Annotated in this window: 27 protein-coding genes; 12 read left to right on the top strand and 15 right to left on the bottom strand. The window is 59.6% G+C overall.

Translation table 11 applies throughout. The features are described from left to right. Nucleotides 1–2: 2 nt before the first annotated feature. The gene (locus ACR0IP_RS19410; protein WP_480527383.1) at nt 3–596 is read right to left on the bottom strand and encodes a TetR/AcrR family transcriptional regulator; all 594 of its coding nucleotides are present in this window, start codon (nt 594–596) and stop codon (nt 3–5) included. Nucleotides 597–683: 87 nt separating this feature from the next. On the opposite strand from ACR0IP_RS19410, the gene ACR0IP_RS19405 reads away from it, so the two are divergent. Next, complete coding sequence (locus ACR0IP_RS19405) at nt 684–1277, top strand: NAD(P)H-dependent oxidoreductase (RefSeq protein ID WP_480527382.1); 594 nt, start codon at nt 684–686, stop codon at nt 1275–1277. Nucleotides 1278–1286: 9 nt separating this feature from the next. On the opposite strand, the gene ACR0IP_RS19400 is transcribed toward ACR0IP_RS19405, so the two are convergent. Genes ACR0IP_RS19400 through ACR0IP_RS19385 form a run of 4 tightly spaced genes read right to left on the bottom strand, consistent with a single transcriptional unit; the run spans nt 1287 to nt 4192 of the window. Beyond that, nucleotides 1287–1892 (bottom strand): pyridoxamine 5'-phosphate oxidase family protein, encoded by a 606-nt coding sequence (locus ACR0IP_RS19400; protein ID WP_480527380.1) that lies wholly within the window; start codon nt 1890–1892, stop codon nt 1287–1289. Beyond that, on the bottom strand, nt 1879–2619 hold the full coding sequence (locus ACR0IP_RS19395) for a lysophospholipid acyltransferase family protein (protein ID WP_480527379.1): 741 nt from the start codon (nt 2617–2619) through the stop codon (nt 1879–1881). Before ACR0IP_RS19395 ends, ACR0IP_RS19400 begins: the two co-directional genes overlap by 14 nt. Then, a complete protein-coding gene (locus ACR0IP_RS19390) occupies nt 2619–3518 on the bottom strand; it encodes a cell division protein FtsX (RefSeq protein WP_480527377.1) in 900 nt (299 codons plus the stop codon). The genes ACR0IP_RS19395 and ACR0IP_RS19390 overlap by 1 nt, the downstream gene beginning before the upstream one ends. Beyond that, nucleotides 3515–4192 (bottom strand): cell division ATP-binding protein FtsE, encoded by a 678-nt coding sequence (locus ACR0IP_RS19385; RefSeq protein WP_480527376.1) that lies wholly within the window; start codon nt 4190–4192, stop codon nt 3515–3517. Before ACR0IP_RS19385 ends, ACR0IP_RS19390 begins: the two co-directional genes overlap by 4 nt. Nucleotides 4193–4376: 184 nt before the next feature. Here ACR0IP_RS19385 and ACR0IP_RS19380 point away from each other — a divergent pair, with 184 nt between their 5' ends. Beyond that, nucleotides 4377–5087, top strand: coding sequence for a zinc-ribbon domain-containing protein (locus ACR0IP_RS19380; RefSeq protein WP_480527374.1), 711 nt, complete (start codon nt 4377–4379; stop codon nt 5085–5087). A gap of 107 nt (nt 5088–5194) precedes the next feature. Here the strand turns inward: ACR0IP_RS19380 and ACR0IP_RS19375 are convergent, their stop codons facing one another. The 5 genes from ACR0IP_RS19375 to argH form a co-directional block, all read right to left on the bottom strand. Next, complete coding sequence (locus ACR0IP_RS19375) at nt 5195–7738, bottom strand: TIGR02302 family protein (RefSeq protein ID WP_480527372.1); 2544 nt, start codon at nt 7736–7738, stop codon at nt 5195–5197. A gap of 37 nt (nt 7739–7775) precedes the next feature. Then, the gene (gene lysA / locus ACR0IP_RS19370; RefSeq protein ID WP_170553609.1) at nt 7776–9041 is read right to left on the bottom strand and encodes a diaminopimelate decarboxylase; all 1266 of its coding nucleotides are present in this window, start codon (nt 9039–9041) and stop codon (nt 7776–7778) included. Nucleotides 9042–9112: 71 nt separating this feature from the next. Beyond that, the gene (locus ACR0IP_RS19365) at nt 9113–9262 is read right to left on the bottom strand and encodes a hypothetical protein (RefSeq protein WP_170379006.1); all 150 of its coding nucleotides are present in this window, start codon (nt 9260–9262) and stop codon (nt 9113–9115) included. 94 nt (nt 9263–9356) lie between these two features. Further along, nucleotides 9357–9539, bottom strand: a complete 183-nt coding sequence (locus tag ACR0IP_RS19360; RefSeq protein WP_170469036.1) for an argininosuccinate lyase — start codon at nt 9537–9539, stop codon at nt 9357–9359. After that, complete coding sequence (gene argH / locus ACR0IP_RS19355; RefSeq protein WP_170691532.1) at nt 9539–10927, bottom strand: argininosuccinate lyase; 1389 nt, start codon at nt 10925–10927, stop codon at nt 9539–9541. The genes ACR0IP_RS19360 and argH overlap by 1 nt, the downstream gene beginning before the upstream one ends. Before the next feature lie 21 nt (nt 10928–10948). Here argH and ACR0IP_RS19350 point away from each other — a divergent pair, with 21 nt between their 5' ends. The 9 genes from ACR0IP_RS19350 (at nt 10949) to yddG (ending at nt 18519) form a co-directional block, all read left to right on the top strand. Beyond that, nucleotides 10949–11515: a TlpA disulfide reductase family protein gene (locus ACR0IP_RS19350; RefSeq protein ID WP_480527369.1), complete on the top strand. Its 567-nt coding sequence runs from the start codon at nt 10949–10951 to the stop codon at nt 11513–11515. Between the two features lie 64 nt (nt 11516–11579). Beyond that, entirely contained in the window at nt 11580–11966 is a 387-nt protein-coding gene (locus ACR0IP_RS19345; protein ID WP_170379014.1) for a hypothetical protein, read from the top strand. Further along, the gene (locus ACR0IP_RS19340; protein WP_170379016.1) at nt 11963–12934 is read left to right on the top strand and encodes a sterol desaturase family protein; all 972 of its coding nucleotides are present in this window, start codon (nt 11963–11965) and stop codon (nt 12932–12934) included. The genes ACR0IP_RS19345 and ACR0IP_RS19340 overlap by 4 nt, the downstream gene beginning before the upstream one ends. Before the next feature lie 94 nt (nt 12935–13028). After that, complete coding sequence (locus ACR0IP_RS19335) at nt 13029–13217, top strand: hypothetical protein (RefSeq protein WP_170379018.1); 189 nt, start codon at nt 13029–13031, stop codon at nt 13215–13217. A 76-nt stretch (nt 13218–13293) separates the two neighbouring features. Then, nucleotides 13294–14127 carry an EAL domain-containing protein gene (locus ACR0IP_RS19330; protein ID WP_170691536.1) on the top strand — a complete coding sequence of 278 codons (834 nt, stop codon included), beginning with the start codon at nt 13294–13296 and terminating at the stop codon, nt 14125–14127. A gap of 195 nt (nt 14128–14322) precedes the next feature. Continuing rightward, entirely contained in the window at nt 14323–15498 is a 1176-nt protein-coding gene (locus ACR0IP_RS19325) for an acetyl-CoA C-acetyltransferase (protein ID WP_170379022.1), read from the top strand. A gap of 187 nt (nt 15499–15685) precedes the next feature. After that, nucleotides 15686–16408, top strand: a complete 723-nt coding sequence (phbB, locus tag ACR0IP_RS19320; protein WP_170379024.1) for an acetoacetyl-CoA reductase — start codon at nt 15686–15688, stop codon at nt 16406–16408. Nucleotides 16409–16708: 300 nt separating this feature from the next. Beyond that, the gene (locus ACR0IP_RS19315) at nt 16709–17656 is read left to right on the top strand and encodes a transcriptional regulator GcvA (protein ID WP_480527365.1); all 948 of its coding nucleotides are present in this window, start codon (nt 16709–16711) and stop codon (nt 17654–17656) included. Continuing rightward, a complete protein-coding gene (yddG, locus tag ACR0IP_RS19310) occupies nt 17653–18519 on the top strand; it encodes an aromatic amino acid exporter YddG (RefSeq protein ID WP_480527364.1) in 867 nt (288 codons plus the stop codon). Before ACR0IP_RS19315 ends, yddG begins: the two co-directional genes overlap by 4 nt. On the opposite strand, the gene ACR0IP_RS19305 is transcribed toward yddG, so the two are convergent. The 3 genes from ACR0IP_RS19305 to ACR0IP_RS19295 form a co-directional block, all read right to left on the bottom strand. Then, nucleotides 18516–18680, bottom strand: coding sequence for a YdcH family protein (locus ACR0IP_RS19305; protein WP_170379030.1), 165 nt, complete (start codon nt 18678–18680; stop codon nt 18516–18518). The two genes, yddG and ACR0IP_RS19305, sit on opposite strands and share 4 nt — an antisense overlap. A gap of 115 nt (nt 18681–18795) precedes the next feature. Continuing rightward, complete coding sequence (locus ACR0IP_RS19300; protein ID WP_170379032.1) at nt 18796–19575, bottom strand: methyltransferase; 780 nt, start codon at nt 19573–19575, stop codon at nt 18796–18798. Further along, complete coding sequence (locus tag ACR0IP_RS19295) at nt 19572–19787, bottom strand: putative signal transducing protein (RefSeq protein WP_037316655.1); 216 nt, start codon at nt 19785–19787, stop codon at nt 19572–19574. Before ACR0IP_RS19295 ends, ACR0IP_RS19300 begins: the two co-directional genes overlap by 4 nt. Nucleotides 19788–19843: 56 nt before the next feature. Here ACR0IP_RS19295 and ACR0IP_RS19290 point away from each other — a divergent pair, with 56 nt between their 5' ends. Next, nucleotides 19844–20842: a polyprenyl synthetase family protein gene (locus tag ACR0IP_RS19290; protein WP_480527362.1), complete on the top strand. Its 999-nt coding sequence runs from the start codon at nt 19844–19846 to the stop codon at nt 20840–20842. On the opposite strand, the gene ACR0IP_RS19285 is transcribed toward ACR0IP_RS19290, so the two are convergent. Together ACR0IP_RS19285 and ACR0IP_RS19280 are read right to left on the bottom strand one after the other, a co-directional pair. Next, entirely contained in the window at nt 20835–21656 is an 822-nt protein-coding gene (locus tag ACR0IP_RS19285) for a 4-(cytidine 5'-diphospho)-2-C-methyl-D-erythritol kinase (protein ID WP_480527360.1), read from the bottom strand. The two genes, ACR0IP_RS19290 and ACR0IP_RS19285, sit on opposite strands and share 8 nt — an antisense overlap. Continuing rightward, nucleotides 21646–23361, bottom strand: coding sequence for a tetratricopeptide repeat protein (locus tag ACR0IP_RS19280; RefSeq protein WP_480527358.1), 1716 nt, complete (start codon nt 23359–23361; stop codon nt 21646–21648). Before ACR0IP_RS19280 ends, ACR0IP_RS19285 begins: the two co-directional genes overlap by 11 nt. Between the last annotated feature and the right edge of the window lie 258 nt (nt 23362–23619).

Raw genomic sequence — 23619 nt, 5'->3', positions numbered from 1 at the left:
GATCAGCCTGTCGGGGTCAACCAGGCATCCAGATAAGTTTCCAGCCTGTCGGTGAACGTTGTTGCCGAATGCAACGCGCAGAACCTGAGAGACATGGCCTGAATTGCAAAGGCCTGCACGCCTTCGGCCAAAAGTTCGGACGGCACATCCTTGCGCATCTCGACGGCGTCCAACCACATCATCACCACCCGGAAATACCGCTCAAAGCAATAGGCGATCGGCCCAACATCCGCGATGGCGGTTGCGCCGGAATACCGGATCAGCAGATCAAATACATACCGTTCGGACATCATGAAGCTGTGGACCGGTTCCAAGGCAGCGATAAGCTGTTTGACGGTTTTGGGCGATTGCCCCGCTTCGGCCTGATCCAGACACGCATTCAATCTGTCCGCGATCAGGATTTCCATTAACGCGTCCTTGTCGCGAAAATGCGCAAAGAAGGTGCCCTTGGCGACACCGGCCGTTTGCACCACCTCTTCCACCCGAAGGCCCTCATACCCACTTTTCTGAATTAACTCTTGCGACACCGCCACCAGGCGGGCGCGGGTTTTCAACGTGCGTTTCTGAACTGTCTTTTGCATGAGGTCAGATTGCATGTTTTTTGACCGTGGTCAAATTTTATATTGACCGCGGTCATTTTTGTCTCCTATAAACTGACCGCGGTCATTTTTAGGAGACATCCCATGCATGCCAAGAAAATCCTGATTCTCGACGGACACCCTGCCGAAAGCAGCCTGTCCCGTACTTTTGCGAAAACCTACGGCGACGCTGCGCGCCAGAACGGTCATGACGTCCGCCTGATCCATCTGAGCGACCTTCAGTTCGATCTCGATTTTGGACAGGGCAACTATCACGAGTTCAAACCCCTCGAGCCCGAGCTTGAGAAGCTGTTGCAAGATTTCGAATGGAGCGACCATCTCGTTATGACCGCGCCTATGTGGTGGGGTGGCCTGCCCGCAAAGCTTAAAGGCCTGATCGATCGCATGTTCATCCCAGGACGAACCTTCGATACCCGAAACACCACCAAGCTGGGCTTTCCGGCCCCGATGCTGACCGGCCGCACCGCACGCGTCATCCTGACCTCGGACACACCTGGCTGGTTCATGCGCCTGATCTACCGTCAAGCACTGATCCGGCAAGTCCGCGATCAGATACTCGGCTTCGTCGGCTTCAAGCCAACGCGGTTTACATATTTCGCAGGGGCCAGTGAGCCAAAGCCAGGAAGCGTCGATCGCTGGATATCAAAGGTCGCCAGAATTGGCGCAGAGGCTATCTAGGTGCCGTGCCTACCACATCGTCTTTGCGGCGCGCGCACCCCATTCGGAGTCGTATTGCGCGCCGCCTTCCTCACCGGATGAGGCTTCTGCAAGAATCTCGCCAACCGTGGGCAATCCACTGCTTTGATCTCCGCCGGTCCATGTCCCAGCCCGCATCAAGGCCCGGGCGCATTGGGTGTAGATCTCGGCAATCTGGATGACGATCACGGTGGCCGGTTGCTTGCCTTGTTTTTCGAACCTGGTCCTCAACCCTTCATCCGCGGATACGCGTGCCGTCCCGTTCAGGCGGACCACAGTGTTGGAACCGGGCACGATAAACATCAGCGAAACCCTTGGATCGCGCACGATGTTGCGCAACGAATCCAGACGGTTGTTCCCCCGCCAATCCGGCATTGCCAGCGTGCTGGGATCAATCTCGAAAACAACGGGCCCATCGTCCCCGCGCGGGCTGCCATCTACGCCTTCAGGGCCAACAGTGCTGAGGACACATAGGCGCGATGCCATGATCCATTGGCGGTAAAGCGGCGTCAGACTGTGCGCGACCTTGCGCAACGACGGCGCAGCGGGCGTGCCATAGAGTGCCTCTAGGCTCGGGATGTCTTCAATGAACTCCATCCGGATCAAACCCCACTTCTTTCATCAAAGCGTCTGAGCGTGTCTCGATCACATCTTCCAAACGGCTCAGAAACGCGTCCCGTTCGACGCCCGGTTCAATCGGGTCGAGGAAATCGACAATCGCCAGCCCCGGTTTGCGCAAGATACCAGTGCGCGGCCAGAATACGCCGGCATTGGTCGCAACCGGCACACACGGAAAGCCCAGCCCGCTGTACAGGATCGCCGTACCGACCTTGTAGGGCTTGGAAACACCGGGCGCGACACGGGTGCCCTGAGGGTAAATCACCAGCTGGCCGGGTTCGGCGAACTCTTTGGCGACGTCTTTGACCATTTTGGCCACTGCCGCACCCTTCTTGCCGCGATTGACCGGGATGCAGCCCAAACGACGCGCATACATTCCGATGACCGGGGTCCAGAGAAGCTCTCGTTTCATGATGAATTTACCATGCGGGATGGCGTCGAAGATCATGATGATATCAAGGAAAGACTGGTGCTTGGCCCCGATGACAACCTCGCCAGTGGGCACCGTGCCACGCACCTCGCACCTTATGCCAACCATCCATCGCGCCAACCACATCGTGCTGCGCGCGTAAGTTTTGCAAGCCCGCAATGCGCCCTGTTTCGTGAAGATCGCATATGGCAGATAGACGATTCCAAGGATCAGCATCCAAACGTAGATCACAATCATGAAGATCAGGGAACGGATCCATTGAAAGCTCTGTGACATCAGGAAAGCTCCTTCAACTTGCGGCGGGCGGCGGTCCAGGTGGCGAAGAAGGCAACCACAGCGCCCAGAACGGGGATCAGCAAGGGCAACACCCAGCCAAGCCCCTGAAACCCTACTCCGGTCAGAAATCCGCCCTCGTCCGAGGGCTCGGGCAAGAGCAGAACACCCGTCATCCCTAACATCGTTCCGACAAATGCGCCAAAGAAGGCGCGGTAGGTAAAGCGGCGGACAAATGCGCCTGCGATGAACCGATCCCGCGCGCCCACCTGCCGCAGCACTGCGATGATACTGGCATTCGCAGCAAGCGAGGCGTTGGCCGCCAGCGTGATCATAGCCGCGGTTGCACCTCCGATCAGCAGGATCGAGACCCAGCCCAGCCGTCGCAGGGACATCGCCGCATCCACTAAGGGCTCGCGCCAGCGGGTGTGGTCATCCAGAACCGCTCCGGGTACTTCGGCGCCCAATCGCAGGCGGAGACCCGCCGTGTCCAGACCCGGCTCACCTTCAACAATTTCAATTAGTTGCGGGATAGGTAGCGTTTCAATCGGCAAGTCCGGCCCGAACCATGGTGACAGCAGCGCGGCCTGTTCCTCGGCCGACAGCGCGCGGGCCGAGGCAACGCCGGGTGTCTGGCCAAGAACGGTCAACGCGGTTTCCGTCTGCGCCGCCATCTGCTCGGCCGGGGCGTTGATACGCAAGGTGGCAGCCCCCGCCAGCTCCGAGGCCCAACGGTCTGCAATCCGGCCCGAGGCAAGTGACAACGCCAGCGCAAACACCGCCAGAAACGCCATTGCACCCGACACAAACAGGGTCAGATGCGCGGTATACCCGGTCGGAGGGACAACGCGATCCGCGCGTGTATCCCGGCGCAGCAGGTTTCGGATGTCGCCGTTGCTCATAGATCCGCTCCGGCCAGATGCAGTTTGCGCTGCGAGATGCGCAACACGCGGGCTTGAACTTGGCTTTTGGCCGCGCGGATCAAACTCAGGTCGTGGGTGGCAATCAAGACGGTCTTGCCCATGCGGTTCAGCTCGATCAGCAGGCGCAGCAGCCGTTGCGACATCTCCCAATCGACATTGCCGGTCGGCTCATCCGCCAGCACTACGTCGGGCGACAGGATCACGGCCCGCGCCAGAGCCGCGCGTTGACGTTCGCCGCCCGAGAGTTCAGGCGGATGCGCGTCTAACCGGGCCCCCAGTCCGACCCAGGACAAAAGCTCAGTCAGGTTGTCCTGCTCTTCCGACTCGGCCCGTCCCGACACCATCAGAGGCAGGGCCACATTTTCAGCCAGGGTCATGTGGTCCAGAAACTGGCAATCCTGATGCACAACCCCGACCCGGCGCCGCAGCAGGGCCATCTGATCCCGATCCAAACACGCGATATCTTCGTCAAACACGCTCAACCGACCCGAGGTCGGCAACAACGCGCCATAGCACAGCTTGAGCAATGTTGTTTTGCCCGCGCCCGAAGGTCCGGTCAGGAAATGGAACGAGCCGGGCTGCAATTTGACTGAGACATCGCTCAGCAATGCGCCGTCGCCATAGGTATAGCTGACATTTTCCAGCTCGATCACAGGTGTCCCCAGTTCTTTTGCCGATCTTCTTGCCCGAGCTTGCCTGCGGTTTCAATGCCTGCACCGAGTCCAATTGGCGACACTTGCCCCATGAAACCGAAAACGCCCTTTGCTGTTGGGTCTTAACGGAATATCATCCCTGAAAAAACTACTATCGGGCCGAACGTCAGGCCGGGGAGGCAGTATGAGACTTACATGTCCGAATTGCGGCGCTCAGTACGAAGTGCCGGACGAGGTTATCCCCGAAGACGGGCGCGATGTGCAGTGCTCCGCCTGTGACCAGACTTGGTTTCAGCCCAAGCACCCGGAAGACGCAGCACCCACTACCGACGCGCCTGAAGCCACCGCCGAGCCGGACGCTAAGCCAGAGCCGACCCCTGAACCCGACACAAAAGTTGAGGTTGTTGATGAGCCGCCGTCCGATACTGGCAAAACCGGCAATGTCGACCCGGCCGTTGCGAGCATTCTGAAGGAAGAGGCCGCGCGTGAGGCGGAGCTGCGCTCTCAAGAAGGCAGCAGCCTTGAGACGCAACCAGATCTGGCGCTGGAGGATTCTGTCGAACCCGAGTTTCAGATCAAGCACCCAACTGCGACCGAGACCGCCGAGGATGCGGGTCAAAAGGATGAGCTTCCTGACGTTGAGACCATCAATTCAGGCATGATGAGCGACGAGGGCGACGACACGCCCCCGGCCAAACAATCCCGTGGCTTCGTGCGCGGTTTTGCCGTGATGCTGATCATCGGCGTGATCCTCTATTTGATCTACGGCAATGCGCAACAAATCAGCGAGGCCGTGCCGCAAGCAGATCCGGTGCTGGACTCCTACGTCTCTTTGATTGATCAGGCCCGTATCTGGCTTGAGACGCAGGCCGGGGCAGGCGCGCCGCAGGAATAATGCGTTCGGGTTTTACCTTAGTCATCAAGTGACACGAATGTCCCGATAACGCTGAAGGCGTGGCAGGGTATTTGTGTCTCAGGTTTAAGCCGAAACGATATAGCGGCTCAGAACCGTTCCAACAGACGCTTGAGGTATTCCAGCTCGATCTCGGGCCGGTCGGTTTCTCCGGTCCGACGGCGGATTTCGTCCAGCAACTCACGCGCCCGGCGGTAAACGTCTTCACCCTGCAACAGGTTGTCATCGGTGGAGATCGACCCGGCCGCACCGGGATTTCGGCCCAGCGGGTCGCGGCTGTTGGCTTGCGCCTCACCTTCCTCGGTGCCTTGTCCGGATTGGTTCTGCTGATTCTGCGCCATGGCTTCACCCAGTGATCGCATGCCTTCGCGTAGAGCCTCCATCGCCTCGGACTGCCGGTCGATCGCTTCGGCCAGATCATTGCCGCGCAGCGCCTCTTCCGCCTCTTCCATGGCACCTTCCGCGCGGCCCAGCGCATCGCGCGCCGCGTCGCCTTCGGGGGTGCCTGCACCTGGCAAACCCTGTTGCTGTCGGTTCAGTTCCTGCCGCAGGGCCTGCTGCCGATCCGCCAAAGACCCCTCACCAGGTTGGCCTTCACCAGCCTGATCCGAACCCTGACCCTGACCGCCCTGACCCTCGTGGCTTTCGCCACGGCCCTGACCGCCATTGCGGCCTTCATTGCCCTGGTTTTCTCCGGCCTGAGCGCCGGGGTTGAACTGTTCCTGCAGATCGCGGAATGCCTGATCACTCAAGCCTTGCTGTTCGCGCAGAGTCTCGGCCAAGCCTTCCATGGCCTGTTGCCCCTCGGATTGACCACCCTGCCCCTGGCCTTGGGTGACACGCATGTTCTCCATCATCTGCTGGAACTCTTCCAGCGCCTGCTGCGCCTCGGCCATGCGGCCCTGTTCCATCAATTCCTGAATGCGATCCATCATGGCCTGCAGATCGTCCTGCGTCATTTGCATGCTTTCGCCATTCTGACCGGACTGGCGCTCATCACTGTCGCCGTTTTCCTGCGCAAGACGCTGCAACTGGTTCAGGTAATCCTGCGTGGCCTCTCGCAGTTCCTGCATCAGTTCAGCGATTTCCTCATCGCTGGCCCCGTTTTGCATCGCCTCAGTGAGACGCTCCTGCGCCCGGCGCATCCGCTCCAGCGCATCAGCCAGAGTGCCCTCTTCGATCAAAACCGCCAGATCCCAAAGGGCCTGCGCGATCTCGGCCTGTTGTTTATCCTTCAAACCGTAGTCGTTGAAGTTTTCCAACCGCCGCAGGGTGACCCGCAAGCGCAGATAGGCGGTATCGGAGCGAAACAGTTCCTCGGGCCGGTGCGAGATCGCCCGCAGAACCTGGGCCACACGCGGCGCATTGGTCCGCGACCAGAGTAGATCGCGGCGCTGTTCGATCACCGCAGCCGCCAGGGGATCAAAGAATCGGCGCGCAGGTAGATCGGTCAAATATGGCTCGGACGTGCTTTCCTGGTCCGAGGCGTCGCGCGCCATCAACGTGATGCGAACCGGCAGATGCGCCCATGGGTGCTGTGAGAAATCCTCGATAAGATCTTCGGTGAAATCCGCGCGGTGTCCGGTGATCGGCATTGGCAATTCGACCTCGATCACCTCGCGCGGTTCAGGGTCAGCCGTCAGACCATAGCGACGATCTACCGAGGCCATGTCCAACTCGATAACCGCCGAGCCAGAGACAATCCCATAGTCATCCGAAGCCGTAAAGGGCAGCTTCATCTGCCCGCCTGCCTCGGCTTCGGCCTTATCAGCAACCGCAATGCTCGGCGGGGTGTCGGGAATGACGTCCACCATCCAATCCCGTCCTGCGGGGCCATCAATGCGCATCTGGCCTGAACGGGCGACGGTGAAATCCTGCTCAGTTTCGGTCGCGGCCTCGGCACCTAAGGGAGAGCTTGTTTCGGTCAGGCTATGCGCGCCGACCTCGCCATAAAAACGCAGAGTAACGCGACTGCCTTGAGGGATCGACAGCGTGGGACCCGTCTGATCGGCCAGATAGAGAGTCGGCAGTCCGGTATAGCGTGGGGGTTCGACCCAACCTTCCCATGTTGGTCCTTGCCCCGCCACTGCAGTTCCGGGGGCCATCTCGGCCACCGAGCCAATCCGCCAGAACGAACCGAACAGGGCTGCGACCACCAGCGCCAGCAAAGCTGCGTAGCGCAGAGCGTAAGGATCGCGCGAGGCCAGTCTCAGGTCGGGTTTGGCAACGCGCGCTTGCGCGGCACGGTCCGCCATCCGCGCCTTGTGCGCCTGCCAGAGGGCAACCGAATCCGCATCCCCCGCACCAATCGCCTGATCATCCATCAATGCCTGAATCGGACGCCCGGGCAGGGTTTCATCCAATCGGGCCAGCGCTTCGGCTCGTGATGGCAGGTGGAATTGCCGAATCCCCCAGATCGCGCTGACAAGCAGCGCAATGGCTACGACGACAGCTGCGCCCCACACGATTTCAACCCGCACAACATCATGCAGACCCAGCATCAACGCGGCCAAAACAGCCATCAAAACCGAGAAAAACGGCCAAAACGCGCGCAAAACCTGCTCGGCCAGCAATCCGGCATGTGTCATCCACACGGACAGACGGGGAACGGGCAGGTTTGGTTTGTCGCTCAAAGCGGGCCTCCGGGTGTTGGCCCGCGCGCCTACCGCGTCAGAGCCACTCAGGTATGGTATCGCGGTTTATGATTTCGTCAAAGCTTGGGCGTTCACGAATTACGGCAAATTGATCCCCATTCACCAAAACCTCGGGGATCAGGGGGCGCGTGTTGTATTCGCTGGCCATCACCGCGCCATAGGCCCCGGCGCTGCGGAAGGCGATTAGATCACCCGGCGCAAGCGGCGGCATGTTGCGCTGTTTGGCAAAAGTATCACCGGATTCGCAGACGGGGCCCACGATGTCATAGGGCTGTTGTTCGACCCCCGCTGCGGGTTCCTGTACCGCAACGATATCGTGATGCGCCTCATACATGGCCGGGCGGATCAGATCGTTCATCGCGCCGTCAACGATCAGGAAATCACGCCCTTCGCCGGATTTCACATAGATCACCTTGCTGACCATCAGACCGGCATTGCCTGAAATCAGGCGACCGGGTTCGATTTCGATTTCACAGCCCAGATGACCCAGCGTTTTCTTGATCAGCGCACCATATTCCAACGGCAGAGGCGGCGCGTCGTTCGAGCGCGTGTAGGGAATGCCAAGCCCACCGCCCAGATCGAGGCGGCGGATGTTGTGGCCCTCTGCACGCAACTGCTCGGTCAGTTCGGCGACCTTGGTGTAGGCCAGCTCAAACGGCTCCAGCTCGGTCAGTTGCGAGCCGATATGGACGTCGACGCCGATGACCTCCAGCCCCGGCAGAGATGCCGCGTGGGCATAGACCTCGGACGCGCGCGAGATCGGGATGCCAAACTTGTTCTCGGACTTGCCGGTTGCGATTTTGGCATGGGTCTTGGCGTCCACATCCGGGTTCACCCGAACGGTGATCGGCGCAACCACGCCCAGCTCCGTCGCTACCGCGTTGATCACTTCCATCTCGGGCTCGGATTCGACGTTGAACTGGCGGAGACCACCGGTCAGCGCTGTGCGAATCTCATCCGCCGTCTTGCCAACACCCGAAAAAACGATCTTGTCGCCCGGCACACCGGCGGCCTTGGCCCGAAGGTATTCCCCGCCCGAGACCACATCCATCCCGGCGCCCGCTTGCGCCAGCGTCTTCAGAATCGCCTGATTGCTGGCGGCCTTCATCGCATAGCAGACAAGGTGATCAGTGCCTTCAAGCGCGTCATCGAAAAGCTTAAAATGCCGCAACAGAGTCGCAGTCGAATAGACATAGAACGGGGTTCCGACCGCGGCTGCGATTTCGGAGATCGGCACATCCTCGGCGAAAAGCGCGCCGTCGCGGTAGAGAAAGTGATCCATAGAAGCGCGATTAGACCAAAACCGCCCTATGGATCAATGGATTCGCACTGAAACGATACGCCGCAGGGCGTTCAGAAATCGTTCGACACGCCGACACGCGCATAGCCGGACACTGAGACTCCGGTTGAACTGGGCTCTTTTTGCGGTGCAGGCCGTTGGCTGGAGGTCGGCTCGCAAGCCGCAAGCGCGACGAGCGCCAGAAGAAATCCGAAAATTCGCATGAGGTCAGTCTCAGAGTGCTGGAAAGAAGGTCCGCGCCTTGGCGTGACAGACCCTATTTGGGTGTTTCACCCGGAATTACAACGAGATCAGCAATTAAACGCCCAGGTAGAGTCCAAAACCCCCGCGGCGGAAGCCGATGCCTCCGCCCACATGCGTTCCGCTGGAGCCGACGCCAACACCCACGCTTGCCGTTGGCTGAACCGGCTCACCATCCGCGCCACATCCGGCCAGCGCGAACCCAGCCGCCACAATCACCGCTATTCGTAGAACTGTCATCACACCAGCGCCTTCCATCGCTCAACCTGCGCCCGCACCTGATCCGGGGCGGTGCCACCATAGGACTGACGCGAGTTTACAGAGTTTTGGACAGTAAGAACAGAATAGACGTCATCGGTGATATCCGCATGGACCGACTGCATGTCTTCCAAGGTCAGATCAGGCAGGTCGCAGCCCTTGTTTTCAGCCATCGCAACCAGCGAACCAGTAACATGGTGAGCATCACGGAACGGCAGACCCAGAACCCGCACCAGCCAATCGGCCAGATCGGTCGCGGTTGAGAAACCCGAACCGGCAGCGGCGGCCAGGCTGTCGCGATTGGCGGTCATATCCTTGACCATGCCCTCCATCGCCGCCAGCGCCAGCATCCAGTTATCGGCGGCGTCAAAGACCTGTTCCTTATCTTCCTGCATATCCTTGGAATAGGCCAGCGGCAGACCCTTCATCACCATCATCAGCGCGGTGTTGGCACCAAAGATGCGACCGACTTTGGCGCGGATCAGTTCCGCAGCATCCGGGTTTTTCTTCTGCGGCATGATCGACGAACCGGTCGAGAACCGGTCAGACAGCGTGACAAACCGGAACTGGGCCGAGGACCAGATGACCAATTCTTCGGCAAAACGCGACAGATGCACGGCGCAGATCGACGCGATCGACAGGAACTCCAACGCGAAATCCCGGTCGCTGACCGCATCCAGCGAGTTTGCGGCGGGGCGATCAAAGCCCAGCGCTTCGGCAGTCATGTGGCGGTCGATGGGGAACGACGTTCCGGCCAGCGCGGCTGCTCCCAGCGGGGATTCGTTCATCCGGGCACGGGCGTCGCGAACGCGGGACAGGTCGCGGCCAAACATCTCAACATAAGCCATCATGTGATGGCCCCACGTCACCGGCTGCGCGGTTTGCAGGTGGGTGAAGCCGGGCATGACCCAATCCGCCCCGGCCTCGGCCTGCGCCAATAGCGCGCGGATCAGAGCTAGAAGGCCGGTTTCTGCCGCGTCCAACTGATCGCGGACCCACAGTTTGAAGTCGGTCGCCACTTGGTCATTGCGGCTGCGGCCCGTGTGCAAACGGCCTGCAGGCTCACCAATAACTTCCTTCAGCCGCGCCTCGACATTCATGTGGATATCTTCCAGCGCGGTCGAGAACTGAAATTCTCCGTTCTGAATTTCTGACAAAACGGTGAGCAGCCCTTCCCGAATGGCTTCGGCGTCACTATCAGTAATAACGCCTGTGGCGGCCAGCATGGCGGCATGGGCGCGCGAGCCTGCGATGTCCTGGGCTGCCATCCGCTGATCGAACCCGATCGAGGCATTGATTGCCTCCATGATCGCGTCTGGACCGGCGGCAAAGCGGCCGCCCCACATCTGGTTCGAGGATTGATCGGTCATGTAAGAAAACCCGGAGTTGATATGCGCCTATTTCGTCTGATCCCCCTTTATATGGCCCTTGCGCTGGGTGCAAATGCCGCTTTGGCGACCGATGCCGAAACGCTCGGCCCCTTGCGTGAAGACAGCCTGAAACGGCTGATCCTACACAAAGAACCCAAACCGGTGACGCCGGTTGATTTCCAGCTAGAAGATGACGGCGGCACGGCCTCACTTGCGGACTATAGAGGCAAATACGTCTTGCTGAACTTCTGGGCCACCTGGTGCGCGCCCTGCCGCAAGGAAATGCCCCAGATCGCCGAGCTACAGGACGAATTCGGAGGCGACAAGTTCGAGGTTCTGACACTGGCAACTGGGCGCAACTCGCCTGCCGGGATCAAGAAATTCTTCGAGGAAAACGGCATCGTTAACCTGCCCCGCCATCAGGACCCCTCGCAAGCAGTGGCGCGTGAGATGGGTGTCATCGGACTGCCGATCACGGTCATCATCGACCCGGAGGGCAATGAAATCGCCCGCCTGATCGGCGATGCTGAATGGAACTCGGAGAGCGCGAAGGCGATCATTTCGACTTTGGTCGAGGCCAACAGCTAAGCTGACGCAACGCCACCTTTGACAGCCCATCCTCCGATCCGCACTCTGTGCGCAGGAGGATGGAATGCCACTGGAAATTCTGTTGGTGCTTGTGGTCGGCGGAATTGCCGGGGTCACTCTGTTGCTGCATCTGACCGGCAGATCGCAGCGGTGCGTTCTGTCTCCTGAAACCGCGCGCGATCAATGGGTCCGGCATTTCCCGGAAGACACAATTATCGACGTCACGGTTTCCCATGATCGCCACGCCGCGCTGGTGCGGACGGAAAAAGGGCCGGGTCTCCTCTGGTCCTTTGGCGCGGATACTGTGGCGCAGCATCTGCTGGACTATGACTTGCTGGATCGCACCGACGGGTTCGAGATTCTGTTCCACGATTTCGGCACACCCAAAGCCATCATCCATCTGGATGACCTCGAGCGCCCCCACTGGCGCAACCTGATGGAGCCCGCATGACCGACCAGATCACCTTTCCCGACGCCGTCCAATGGGCGGTCCCTTTCTTCATCGCCGCCATTCTGGCCGAGTTCGTCTGGATCGCCGTCAAAGGTCGCGGCGGGAGGTATGAGACGCGCGATGCGGTGACCTCTCTGATCATGGGGGCGGGCAATATTGCGTCGGGGTTCCTTCTGGGGTTTATCGCCTATGGGTTCTTCATGTGGCTGTGGCGGATCACGCCGCTCGATCTGGGTACGTCGATCCCGATCATCATCCTGTGCTTTGTGCTGGATGACCTGCGGTACTACTGGGTGCATAGGTTTGGCCACCGTATCCGCTGGGTCTGGGCCAGCCATGTGAACCATCACAGCTCGCAGCACTACAACCTGACCACCGCGCTACGGCAGACATGGACCTATACGTTTACCTTCATGATGGTGGTGCGCGCGCCGCTGATCCTGCTGGGCTTTCACCCGGCGATGGTGCTGTTCGTGGGCGGCATCAACCTGATCTACCAGTTTTGGATTCACACAGAAGCCATCGGCAAAATGCCCCGTTGGTTCGAAGCGGTGATGAACACCCCCAGCCATCACCGGGCGCATCACGGCCGCAACGCGCGCTATTTGGATTGCAACTATGCTGGCGTTTTCATCATTTGGGACAAGATGTTCGGCACTTTTGTTCCCGAGCAAGATTACGACCGCGTCGACTATGGGCTGGTTCACAACATCGCCACCTTCAACCCGCTGCGTGTAGCCTTTCACGAATGGGTCGGCATCTGGCGCGATGCGACCCAACCGGGGCTGACGCTGAAGCAACGCCTCGCCTATTGTTTTGCCCCGCCCGGCTATAGCCATGATGGAAGCCGCGACAGCTCAGCGCAGATCAAGGCAAAGCATCTGGCCCGCCACCCTGAAGATCTCGGAACGCCCGGATTCGAGCAGACTCGCGAAAACCTGCCTAATTCCGCAGCAAAACAGGCCTGATCCTGGCGTTACACCACGCCGCTTTGGTTGAAATCCGGCCCGAACGGTCCATATGGAGCGTCAGGTGTGACGTAACCAGTGACCGGAGGCCGGAATGACCCGAGTGACAACCGTATCGACCACAGTCGGACTGCTAGGTGTGCTTCTGGCCATGTTTGCCGCCATCGCAACGGCAGCATCAGCGCTTGTCCTGATCGGGTTTTCCATGATGATCCTTGGCGTAACGGGCGCGGTGTTCGGCGCCGCGGCCTCCCTCAGCCATGCGTGGCAATCTGCGCGCTAAACGTCACCTGCATTAACCGCAGATTCATCTGTTTCCTGCGACACTGCAACCGAAGAGCCATTCGGGATCAGCGCGCATGCGGGACAAGACAGGTGCAGAGTCAGGGGAAGGGCCGGACAGCCCTTTGACCTCGGCAGTTTCCGGTCGGGATCAATCCGTATTGCAGATGGCCTCGGATGCGGTTCGGCACAAACAATGCAAACTGGCCTTTCAGCCGGTGATGCAGGCACAGGCGCCTCATAACGTTGCCTTCTACGAAGGGCTGATCCGCGTTTTGGATGAAACTGGGCGGGTCATCCCTGCACGCGATTTCATGCCTCAGGTAGAAAACACGCCCATCGGGCGAGAGTTGGATTGCATCGCGCTAGAGATGGGGCTTCAAACACTGATCAGGAACCCTCAGATCCGGCTGTCGATCAACATGTCGGCGCGTTCGATCGGGTATTCGCACTGGTCCCGCATTCTGGATCGCTTTCTCAAACGGGACAGCAATCTGGGAGAACGACTGATTTTGGAGATCTCCGAGAAATCGGCGATGCAAGTACCCGAACTGGTGATCGACCTGATGGACAGGTTGCAGGAGCGTGGTATTGCCTTTGCGCTGGATGACTTCGGCGCAAGCAATTTCTGCTTTCGGCATTTCCGGGAATTCTTGTTTGATGCCGCCAAGATCGACGGTCAATTCATTCGTGGCATCAGCACCGACCCCGACAACCAGGCCCTCGTCCGCGCATTGATCGCAGTCGCGCGAGAGTTCGAAATTCTGGTCACAGCCGAATCAGTCGAAAATCCGCAAGACGCAGCTTTCTTGAGCGCAAGCGGTGTCGACTGCATGCAGGGTTTCCTGTTTGGCGCACCGTCGTTGTCGCCGCCGTGGAAGGCAGAAAGAAATTCCAAAACAGGGACTTAGTTGACTCACCGGCGCGCGAACACTTGCCTGATTGCCGCCTGAGGCAAGCTGTCCGTTGCTGCAAGTGCAGCATTGCGCTATTGCAGAAGGCACTAGAGGGGGGAGAAATTGGCGCTCTGGTACGGGCAGAGGGAGCCCTCTGCGGTCCGCGTCGTCACATTTCCCGCTGGACCACGACGGTAAAGGACAAATTATATGACCAATGTAGTAATCGCATCCGCCGCACGTACAGGTGTGGGCAGCTTTGGCGGCTCGTTTGCCAATACCCCCGCACATGATCTGGGCGCTGCCGTCCTTGAAGCCGTCGTCGAACGCGCCGGCGTCGACAAAGGCGAAGTCAGCGAAACCATTATGGGTCAGGTCCTGACCGCCGCTCAGGGCCAGAACCCCGCACGCCAGGCGCATATCAACGCCGGTCTACCGCAGGAAAGCGCGGCCTGGGGCATCAATCAGGTTTGTGGCTCTGGCCTGCGCGCTGTTGCGCTGGGTGCGCAGCACATCCAACTGGGCGATGCGGATATCGTCGCCGCTGGTGGCCAAGAAAACATGACCCTGTCTCCCCACGCCGCTGCCCTGCGCGCGGGTCATAAGATGGGCGACATGAAATACATCGACACTATGATCCGCGACGGTCTGTGGGATGCGTTCAACGGCTATCACATGGGCCAAACCGCCGAGAACGTCGCCGAGAAATGGCAGATCAGCCGCGACATGCAGGACGAATTCGCCGTTGCCTCGCAAAACAAAGCTGAGGCTGCGCAAAACGCAGGCAAATTCGCGGATGAGATCGTTCCGTTCACCATCAAAACCCGCAAGGGCGACATCGTGATGGACAAGGACGAATACATCCGTCACGGCGCAACAATGGAAGCAATGGCCAAACTGCGCCCGGCCTTCACCAAAGACGGCTCGGTCACCGCAGCAAACGCTTCGGGCCTGAATGACGGCGCGGCGGCGACCCTGCTGATGTCGGCTGAGAACGCCGAAAAGCGCGGGATTGAGCCTCTGGCCCGAATCGCATCCTACGCGACTGCCGGTCTTGACCCGTCGATCATGGGTGTTGGCCCGATCTATGCCTCGCGCAAGGCGCTGGAAAAAGCTGGCTGGTCGGTTGATGATCTGGATCTGGTCGAAGCCAACGAAGCCTTCGCCGCGCAAGCCTGCGCCGTGAACAAAGACATGGGCTGGGACCCGTCGATCGTGAACGTGAACGGTGGCGCGATTGCCATTGGCCACCCGATCGGAGCATCCGGTTGCCGTGTTCTGAACACGCTGCTTTTCGAAATGAAGCGCCGTGATGCCAAGAAGGGTCTGGCCACCCTCTGCATTGGTGGCGGCATGGGTGTCGCCCTCTGCGTGGAGCGCGACTAAGTGCGTTGACATCTAAATAGAAAAGGGCGTCCATTGGACGCCCTTTTTTGTTACAATCAAGCTTTACACAACCGCTGCGACAATATCGCCAGACAGAAAGACAAGATCGAACACGAAACGATATTGCGCAACATTCTCTCTCAGAGTAACAGAATTACCAAGACGACCAAAATTGGAGGAGTCATCCATGGCACGTACAGCACTCGTAACCGGCGGTTCTCGCGGCATCGGCGCAGCAATTTCCAAGGCGCTCAAGGCCGAAGGATACAATGTTGCCGCCACCTATGCGGGGAATGACGAAGCCGCAGCAAAATTCACCGAGGAAACCGGCATCGCCACCTACAAGTGGAACGTGGCCGATTATGACGAATCCAAAGCGGGCATCGAAAAGGTCGAGGCCGAGGTCGGTCCCATCGACATCGTCGTCGCTAATGCGGGCATCACGCGCGACGCACCTTTCCACAAGATGACACCTGAACAGTGGCATCAGGTCATCGACACCAACCTGACCGGCGTTTTCAACACCGTACACCCCGTCTGGCCCGGCATGCGCGAACGCAAGTTTGGCCGCGTCATCGTCATCAGCTCGATCAACGGCCAGAAAGGCCAGTTTGCTCAGGTGAACTATGCCGCGACCAAAGCGGGGGATCTGGGTATCGTGAAGTCGCTGGCGCAGGAAGGCGCGCGTGCCGGTATCACCGCCAATGCGATCTGCCCCGGCTACATCGCCACTGAAATGGTTATGGCCGTGCCTGAGAAGGTCCGCGAGTCGATCATCGGCCAGATTCCGGCCGGTCGCTTGGGTGAGCCTGAGGAAATCGCGCGCTGCGTCGCCTTCCTGGCATCGGACGATTCACAGTTCATCAATGGTTCGACCATCTCGGCCAACGGCGCTCAGTTCTTCGTCTGATTTCAACGCACTGAACGAAAACGGGCCGGTCCTTTTGGACCGGCCCTTCTTTATCCCGTAAGTCCGCGCGCGCTGCGGTCAGCGGGAACCAAACACCCATCCCAGAACTTTGTGAACAAGCTTGCTGCGCTCTTCATGGGCACGACGAATTGCAATCTGGACAGACGGGTTTGTTGACATCTCGATCATGGCGGATCCCCTTTGCTAAAGCTGAACTTGACTTGCCCTAAACATGACCCTTGATTGAAAAAGGCACAAACGAGAGTTTTCAAGCATTCAGATAAGTATTACTTAAGTGATATGAGTGATCGCCTTCCCCCTCTCACCGCTTTGCGCGCCTTTGACGCAGCCGCGCGGCACATGTCCTTTGCCAAAGCCGCAGAAGAGTTGAACGTCACGCCCGCGGCGCTGTCCTTCCAGATCAAGTCGCTTGAGGACCATTTGGGCCATCCGCTGTTTCGCCGCCTGAATCGCGCGGTCGAACTGACCGAGGCGGGCAAAGCCCTTGCCCCGGGGGCTGCTGAGGGGTTTGCGTCGCTCAAGACTGCTTGGGCCGCAACACGGAGGCTTCAGGACAACACCACCCTCACCGTGACGGCCGGGCCTGCGCTGACCGCCAAATGGCTAGCTCCGCGCCTTTACGATTTTGCCCGCGCACATCCCGAAATTGACCTGAGATTTTCGGCCACCCTGCGCAATATGGACCTTGAGAGGGATGACGTGGATGTCGCGATCCGGTTTGGCTACGGCGGGGATGATGGCCTCTATTGCCTGCCGGTTCGCAAGGAATGGCTGACCCCTGTTATGACGCCCGAACTGGCCGCCGAGTTCACAACGCCCGAAAGCCTGCGCGACGCGCCTCTGATACATGACGATTCGATTGCGTTTCTAAAACCTCCAGCGGATTGGCCGACGTGGTTCCGCGCTGTTGGCGTGGAGTTTACGCCGACCCACGGGGCACATTTCTCCAACGCAGACCACGCGATTGACGCGGCTGTCGCCGGAGTGGGTGTGGCCTTGGGGCGACGGGCGATGATCATCAAAGACATGATGGAGGGGCGGCTTGTCGCCCCGTTCAAAACCGCCATCGAGACCAAAGGCCGATTTCGCTTTCTCTGCCTGCCCGGAGCAGAAAACCGGCCTCAGGTCGCAGCATTTCGCGATTGGTTTGTTGCGGAGATTGAAAAAACCGCTCATATCTCGGACGAATTTACCATAGTTCCTGTAGAAGACGTCTCATCCACATGACCAGACAACGCGCCACCGCCACGGGCTTCATTGCGGTTTTGCTTTGGTCGCTATTGGCCCTGTTCACAGTCGGGTCAGCCCCAACACCGCCACTGCTGCTGAATGCGATCTGCTTCAGTATCGGCGGTACTTTGGGGCTTATCTGGACGTGGCGATCGGGCGGATTGTCCCAGCTGCGCCGTATCAGCTGGAAAGTCTACGCCTTTGGAACGCTGGGCCTGTTCGGCTACCACGCGCTGTATTTCTCGGCCCTACGGATGGCCCCAGCGGCCGAGGCAGGGCTGATCGCCTATCTCTGGCCGCTGCTTATCGTTCTGTTCTCTGGCCTGTTACCCGGAGAAAACCTGCGCGCAGGCCACCTGATCGGGGCGTGCTTGGGCTTTGCCGGGGCCGCGCTGATCATCACCGGAGGCGGCAGCGCCGGGTTTCAAGCCGACCACCTACCGGGATACGCGCTGGCGTTCCTGTGTGCTCTGACATGGTCAGGCTACTCCGTGTTGTCGCGGAGACTGGGTGAAACGCCCACAAGCTCGGTCGCTGTGTTCTGCGTGTTCACGGCGATCGCCTCATGGGGCCTGCATTTCGCGCTTGAGGCACCTGTCTGGCCGGACACCACGCTCAGTTGGTTATCGACACTGGCCCTTGGTCTGGGGCCGGTCGGTCTGGCGTTCTATGTCTGGGATATCGGGGTCAAGCAGGGCGACATTCAGATGCTGGGCACCAGCTCTTACGCGGCGCCTTTACTGTCTACCGTGGTTTTGGTTTTTGCCGGGATCGCCATGCCGACATGGACACTGGCGATCGCGGCGGTCTTGATCACCGGCGGGGCCGTGGTTGCGGCGCGCGCCAGTCTTAAAGGTTAGGTCGATAAGCGCTCGATCTCTTCCTTCAGCCTTAGCTTCTGTTTCTTTAGCTGGGCGATATGAAGATCATCAATGCCTGGCGCGCGTTGAGCTTGTTCCACTTCGAGACCGAGAGATTCGTGCTTCTTCTTCAGTTCTGTCAGATGTGCGCTCACGCTCATGGCGATCCTCCTTGTTTACGTGTCTAGATGTCACGTAAGAAGTTGAGCATATCGTTTCCACCCTGTCACGCCGCAGACGCGAAGAAAAAGTGATAAATCCGACAAATTCGGCTGGTCATTGCCGATTGACGTGAAACGGCCCCAACGCAGCGCCTTGCCGCAGCACATCCGAGAGTTCTGGAGTATAGCTGTCACCGTCGCGCTCATGCCGTTGACCTGCATGCAGGATGATAGGCGCATGCAGCCGGAACGCCGCCCGCCCGCCTTTGCGGGCCCGTAGAATCACAAGCTCAGCCTCGCGCCCCATGCGGGCCGCAAGCGGCAGCACTTCGACCGAGCCCAGACGTCCCCGACAGGCCAAAAGCATATCTTGCAGGCGATCCGCCTTTTGGATCATGTGCAGATAGCCGCGCGGGGCCAGCCGTTTGGCCGCGACATCAATCCAATCGGCAAGAGGTGTCTCCTCTCCCAAAGCCACGCTGCGCCCCCGGTCTATGGCTGCGCTATGGGCGCCTGCGCGATAGTAGGGCGGGTTGGCGATCACATGGTCGAATTGACGCTGCTTCAGATCGGAGGGCAGCTCGGTCAGATCAGCCGAGACGACCTCCAACACCTTATTGTTATCGGCGGCATTGCGGCGGGCCAGATCCGCATAGGCCATTTGCAGTTCCACGCCGCACAGGTCCAAACCCGGGATTCGTGTCGCAAGGCACAGGATTGCAGCCCCTGCCCCGCAGCCAAGCTCCAGTACCGACTGACCAGAGGTTGCGGATACGCTGGCCGCCAGCAAAACAGGGTCGACCCCAGCGCGATAGCCAGACACGGGTTGCCATAGACGCAACCGCCCTCCGAGGAAATCGTTCCGGCTTAGCTCATCATCCTTGAACCCGGTCATCGCCCCAGCGGGATCTCGTTGTCGCGCATCACACGCTCCGCTCGGGTTAGGTCGTCAGCCCGAACCATCAGACGGCGAGGGAAAATTCCGATGCCGCCTTCGAGGATGCTCATATTTACGTCCATCTGAAAGCAGTCTATATCCTCGCCCTCAAGAAGAGCGGATGCAAAGGCCAGGATTGTCGGATCGGTACTGCGCAATAGTTCTTTCATGGGGATGGATGTAAGGGCAAGGCAAGGCGAAAGTCGAGCCTTGTATCAGGAGTGTGATGGGCATCAGCACAATCTCGAAGCCGCACGAACGGCTGGCCGAAATGTTGACCGGCGAAATGGAGGCGGTGAATACACTGATCCGGACCCGGATGGCGTCCGAACACGCGCCCCGTATCCCCGAGGTGACCGCGCATCTGGTCGAAGCGGGCGGCAAGCGCCTGCGCCCGATGCTGACATTGGCAGCGGCCCGGCTGTTTGGCTATTCGGGCGAGCATCACGTGCGCCTGGCCGCGACTGTTGAGTTCATTCACACCGCGACCCTGTTGCATGACGATGTGGTCGACGAAAGCGCCCAGCGACGCGGACGGCCCACGGCGAACCTCTTGTGGGACAACAAATCCAGCGTGTTGGTCGGCGACTACCTGTTTTCCCGAAGCTTCCAGTTGATGGTTGAAACCGGATCGCTGCGTGTTCTGGATATCCTCGCGAATGCCTCGGCCACGATTGCCGAAGGTGAGGTGCTGCAGATGACCGCAGCCACCGACCTGAACACGGATGAGAGCATTTATCTGCAGGTCGTACGCGGCAAGACCGCAGCCCTGTTTTCCGCAGCAACCGAAGTTGGCGGCGTGATTGCTGAAGCCTCAGACGCGCAGGTCAAAGCTCTGTTCGACTATGGCGATGCCTTGGGCATTGCCTTCCAAATCGCCGACGATCTGTTGGATTATCAGGGTGATAGCAAGGCAACCGGCAAGAATGTGGGCGACGATTTCCGCGAGCGTAAACTGACCCTGCCGGTAATCAAAGCCGTTGCGCAGGCCACCGCGGATGAGCGCATCTTCTGGGAGCGCACGATCGAGAAAGGCCGCCAGCAAGACGGCGATCTGGAACATGCGCTTGGGCTGATGAACAAATACCAGACGCTCGAGGCGACCCGTCAAGATGCGCTAGGTTGGGCGAACAAGGCCAAAGCCTCGCTTACGGTTCTGCCAAATCACGAAATCCGCACTCTGCTGCGCGATCTGGCCGACTACGTGGTCTCGCGCCTTAACTGAGCGTTGTTGCGCGGCACCACCAATCGGACTGGGCCGCGCCAATCTCATAAGCTGCGAAATGCGCGGCCTTCATCGACGGATAAAGTGCAAAACAGGTCGAGCCTGACCCCGACATTCGCGCCAGCAACACATCCCTTGTGTCCGCCAACTCCTCCAACACACGCCCGATTTGCGGGGCCTGGCTTGTGGCGGGCTGTTCAAGGTCGTTTCTCTGGTTCGAGAGCCACGCGGCGCAGTCTTCCACGCCCGCGAATGAGGGGATTTGATCTTGCAATCCTGGATTGTCCCGCGACGCCAATGCGCCGAAGACCGATCCGGTCGGAACCTCAACCCCAGGATTGACCAGCAGGGCAGGCAATTGGGGCAAAGCGACCCGTTCCACCTGCTCGCCAATCCCACGCATCCGCGCAGCCTCGGCCACCATGCAGACCGGTATATCGGCCCCTAACGCGGTCGGAAGATGTGGCGGGACAACAAGCCCCTGCGCAGCCGCGTGGCGCAGCATGGCCGCCGCGTCCGAGGACCCCCCGCCAATGCCTCCACCATGAGGCAGCACCTTGTTCAACGTGACATGGCCTGTCCAACCGGCGCCCTCGGCCGCTTTCCAAACGAGATTTCGGCTGTCCGTGGGAACCCCGTCGGCATGCTCTCCGCTCACCGAGATCGACAGGCCTGCGCCCGGCTCAAACGCTAGCTGATCGCCAATGTCGGCAAAAACCACCAGCGAATCCAGCAGATGATAGCCATCCGTGCGCTGGCCGGTGACATGCAGGGTTAGATTGACCTTGGCCGGCGCAAAGGCGCTAGTTGCCATTGGCAACCTTCAACGGATCCGCGCCCTCTTCGGACAGAACCGTGTCCAGACCGACCTCGAGCTTGCGTCGGATGCGTTCGGGATCAGCCTCACCATCGGTGTCTTCGGGATCAACAAAGGACAGAGCCCGTTTCCACTGGAACTCAGCTTCGCGGGCGCGTCCGACGGCCCAGTAGACATCGCCCAGATGGTCGTTGACCACCGGATCCACCGGCATCAGCTCAACCGCGCGCTCCATATGCTCGACCGCTTCGTCATAGCGACCAAGGCGGAACAGGACCCAGCCCAAGCTGTCGACGATATAGCCACTGTCGGGGCGAGCCGCGACAGCGCGCTCAATCATGTCCAGCGCCTCATCGAGTTTTTCGCGCCGTTCGACCAGCGAGTAGCCCAGATAGTTCAGAACCTGCGGCTGATCTGGGTTCAGCTCGAGCGCGCGTCGGAAATCGGCCTCAGCCTGATCCCATTGCTTGAGGCGCTCATGAGAAATCCCGCGCGCGTAGTGCAGGAACCAATTCGCGGCCGAGACACCCTCCGCCAGATCAATTGCGGTGTTGTAGGAATCAACCGCGGCGGCATAGTTTTCCTCGCGGCGCTGCAGATCGGCCAAAGCGACATGGACACTGGGAAGATCAGGCTTTTCTGCAGCCAGCGATTGCAGAACCTCAACCGCCGCATCGGTTTTGCCGGATTGCCCCAGAACATCAGCCCGGCCCAGTTCGGCCACGTGGTGATCGGTGCTGTTCTTGGGAACCGCGCGATACGCTTCGACCGCAAGATCAAGCTGGTTGAGTTCCGACAGAAGCTCAGCGCTCATCAGAAGGGCGTCGACGTGATCGGGCCGCAGGAAGCTGGCCGTGCGAGCATAGAGCAGCACGTAGTCCGGCGCGGCCTCGTCATTCAACGCGGCACCCACCGAAAAGAAGATCTCGGCCATGCCGTCTTGCGCCGTTCCTGCATGGGTGAAGGGCAGCGTTTCGCCATCAGACAATCGGCTTGTGTAATCTGCGATCGACGGATCGCTTCCGGCCTGAAACACATCGGCCAGGAAGGTCAGAGCGTCCTCATTCCGGTCAAGCTGCGACAGAACCTCGGTCCGGGCTAACGCGGCGCGGCGTGTGAACCGGGCCACGACCCCGTCATCGGCCGCGAAAATCGCCTCAGCTCCTTCGAAATCACCGATCGACGCCAAAGCCATCGCTTTGTGATAGAGGGCAAACTCGCGCAACCCTTCCTGGGTTGTAACCGAGTCGAACTGCTCCATCGCCTTGGTCATCTCACCCTGACCAAGATAGGCCCAGGCAATCATCAACCCATCGACCAATGGACCCACGCCCTGCGTTTCGGGATCACGTGACAGCAGGGTCTCCCAATCGCCCTCTGCGATCAGGTTTGCGGCGATGGCAATCCGGGCTGCTTGGCTCGGCAGGCCATTCTCTTCGATCGTCTCAGCGATGGGCAGTGCGCGCTCAACTTCGCCCAGCGCCAGCCGCGCAACTACCACGCTTTCCAACAGCAACGCGTTCTGCGGATCAGACCGCAACGCCTGCGCATAATACCTTTCGGCGGCGGCATAGTCGTTTTCGTAGATTGCCTGACGTCCGGCCAAATAGGCCCCGGACCCGGTATCCGAAAATGCCGGGATTGCGACCGAGGATGAAAGCAGCGCGGCCAGTGCCACGCGACGAACCAGGGAAACCACCAAAATCCTGCCTTGCTATCGTTGACTGCACGTTAAGCTAGGGCCTCGGCCGGCAAGAGGCAATGGCTCAAGGTTCACGACGCCGCCATTGCACCGGTTTTCGCCTAAGAACTGGCCGCCCTGTTGCACGGATCAAGCAGGAGCGCCGTCCAACACTCAATGGCAGCTCATCAATAGGGCTTTTGGTTGGCTCACCCTGGCGAAGGATTTGGGTACCCTTCGCGTTTCATAAAGCACATATTCGGTTTGGGTGATTTCAAC

It is taken from the genome of Ruegeria sp. AL11 (genome assembly GCF_056540865.1).
The sequence above is the reverse complement of the archived record's forward strand: the minus strand, read 5'-3'. Positions and strand labels throughout refer to the sequence as shown.

Coding starts and splice junctions, on each gene's coding strand:
- ACR0IP_RS19410 (WP_480527383.1), bottom strand. CDS start 596: ATGCAATCTGACCTCATGCAAAAGACAGTTCAGAAACGCACGTTGAAA.
- ACR0IP_RS19405 (WP_480527382.1), top strand. CDS start 684: ATGCATGCCAAGAAAATCCTGATTCTCGACGGACACCCTGCCGAAAGC.
- ACR0IP_RS19400 (WP_480527380.1), bottom strand. CDS start 1,892: ATGGAGTTCATTGAAGACATCCCGAGCCTAGAGGCACTCTATGGCACG.
- ACR0IP_RS19395 (WP_480527379.1), bottom strand. CDS start 2,619: ATGTCACAGAGCTTTCAATGGATCCGTTCCCTGATCTTCATGATTGTG.
- ACR0IP_RS19390 (WP_480527377.1), bottom strand. CDS start 3,518: ATGAGCAACGGCGACATCCGAAACCTGCTGCGCCGGGATACACGCGCG.
- ACR0IP_RS19380 (WP_480527374.1), top strand. CDS start 4,377: ATGAGACTTACATGTCCGAATTGCGGCGCTCAGTACGAAGTGCCGGAC.
- lysA (WP_170553609.1), bottom strand. CDS start 9,041: ATGGATCACTTTCTCTACCGCGACGGCGCGCTTTTCGCCGAGGATGTG.
- ACR0IP_RS19365 (WP_170379006.1), bottom strand. CDS start 9,262: ATGCGAATTTTCGGATTTCTTCTGGCGCTCGTCGCGCTTGCGGCTTGC.
- ACR0IP_RS19360 (WP_170469036.1), bottom strand. CDS start 9,539: ATGACAGTTCTACGAATAGCGGTGATTGTGGCGGCTGGGTTCGCGCTG.
- argH (WP_170691532.1), bottom strand. CDS start 10,927: ATGACCGATCAATCCTCGAACCAGATGTGGGGCGGCCGCTTTGCCGCC.
- ACR0IP_RS19350 (WP_480527369.1), top strand. CDS start 10,949: ATGCGCCTATTTCGTCTGATCCCCCTTTATATGGCCCTTGCGCTGGGT.
- ACR0IP_RS19345 (WP_170379014.1), top strand. CDS start 11,580: ATGCCACTGGAAATTCTGTTGGTGCTTGTGGTCGGCGGAATTGCCGGG.
- ACR0IP_RS19340 (WP_170379016.1), top strand. CDS start 11,963: ATGACCGACCAGATCACCTTTCCCGACGCCGTCCAATGGGCGGTCCCT.
- ACR0IP_RS19335 (WP_170379018.1), top strand. CDS start 13,029: ATGACCCGAGTGACAACCGTATCGACCACAGTCGGACTGCTAGGTGTG.
- ACR0IP_RS19330 (WP_170691536.1), top strand. CDS start 13,294: ATGCGGGACAAGACAGGTGCAGAGTCAGGGGAAGGGCCGGACAGCCCT.
- ACR0IP_RS19325 (WP_170379022.1), top strand. CDS start 14,323: ATGACCAATGTAGTAATCGCATCCGCCGCACGTACAGGTGTGGGCAGC.
- phbB (WP_170379024.1), top strand. CDS start 15,686: ATGGCACGTACAGCACTCGTAACCGGCGGTTCTCGCGGCATCGGCGCA.
- ACR0IP_RS19315 (WP_480527365.1), top strand. CDS start 16,709: ATGAGTGATCGCCTTCCCCCTCTCACCGCTTTGCGCGCCTTTGACGCA.
- yddG (WP_480527364.1), top strand. CDS start 17,653: ATGACCAGACAACGCGCCACCGCCACGGGCTTCATTGCGGTTTTGCTT.
- ACR0IP_RS19305 (WP_170379030.1), bottom strand. CDS start 18,680: ATGAGCGTGAGCGCACATCTGACAGAACTGAAGAAGAAGCACGAATCT.
- ACR0IP_RS19300 (WP_170379032.1), bottom strand. CDS start 19,575: ATGACCGGGTTCAAGGATGATGAGCTAAGCCGGAACGATTTCCTCGGA.
- ACR0IP_RS19295 (WP_037316655.1), bottom strand. CDS start 19,787: ATGAAAGAACTATTGCGCAGTACCGATCCGACAATCCTGGCCTTTGCA.
- ACR0IP_RS19290 (WP_480527362.1), top strand. CDS start 19,844: ATGGGCATCAGCACAATCTCGAAGCCGCACGAACGGCTGGCCGAAATG.
- ACR0IP_RS19285 (WP_480527360.1), bottom strand. CDS start 21,656: ATGGCAACTAGCGCCTTTGCGCCGGCCAAGGTCAATCTAACCCTGCAT.